A 1,034-nucleotide genomic window follows, 5' to 3' on the forward strand; every position below is an offset into this window, starting at 1 on the left:
TAAAACCACGCTGACGGCAGCGATCACCAAGTACTTCGGTGATTTCCAGGCCTACGACCAGATCGACGGCGCACCGGAAGAGAAAGCCCGCGGGATCACGATCTCGACGGCGCACGTTGAGTATGAGACGGAAAACCGTCACTACGCTCACGTTGATTGCCCCGGCCACGCCGACTACGTGAAAAACATGATCACCGGTGCTGCCCAGATGGACGGCGCTATCCTGGTTGTGAACGCGGCCGATGGCCCGATGCCCCAGACGCGCGAGCACATCCTGCTCGGTCGTCAGGTTGGTATCCCGACCATGGTTGTCTACATGAACAAGGTTGATCAGGTTGACGACGAAGAGCTTCTCGAGCTCGTCGAAATGGAGATCCGTGAACTTCTCTCCATGTACGACTACCCCGGCGACGACATTCCTGTGATCAAGGGCTCCGCTCTTGCCGCTATGGAAGGCCGTGACAATGAAATCGGCGAGGATTCGATCCGTGCGCTGATGGAAGCTGTCGACACCTGGATCCCGACACCTGCACGTGCTGTTGACCAGCCGTTCCTGATGCCGATCGAGGACGTGTTCTCGATTTCCGGTCGTGGTACGGTTGTGACCGGTCGTGTTGAGCGCGGCGTGATCAACGTTGGCGACGAAATCGAAATCGTCGGCATCAAAGACACGACGAAAACCACCTGTACGGGCGTTGAAATGTTCCGCAAGCTGCTTGATCGCGGTGAAGCTGGCGACAACATCGGCGCGCTGCTTCGCGGTGTTGACCGTGAAGGCGTTGAGCGTGGTCAGGTTCTGTGTAAGCCGGGTTCGGTTAAGCCGCACAAGAAGTTTGAGTCCGAGGTCTACATTCTGACCAAAGACGAAGGCGGCCGTCACACCCCGTTCTTCGCGAACTACCGTCCTCAGTTCTACTTCCGTACAACGGACGTGACCGGCACGGTTGAGCTTCCCGAGGGCACCGAGATGGTGATGCCTGGCGACAACCTCAAGTTCGCAGTTGAACTGATCGCACCGATCGCCATGGAAGAAG

General features: G+C 57.6%; 1 protein-coding gene. It reads left to right on the forward strand.

The window, feature by feature from the left end; translation table 11 throughout:
- On the forward strand, positions 1-1,034 hold a 1,034-nt coding region (tuf, locus tag ABD815_RS15085; RefSeq protein ID WP_344848698.1), incomplete at both ends, for an elongation factor Tu.

This window comes from Celeribacter arenosi (assembly GCF_039539485.1).
GTDB lineage: Bacteria > Pseudomonadota > Alphaproteobacteria > Rhodobacterales > Rhodobacteraceae > Celeribacter > Celeribacter arenosi.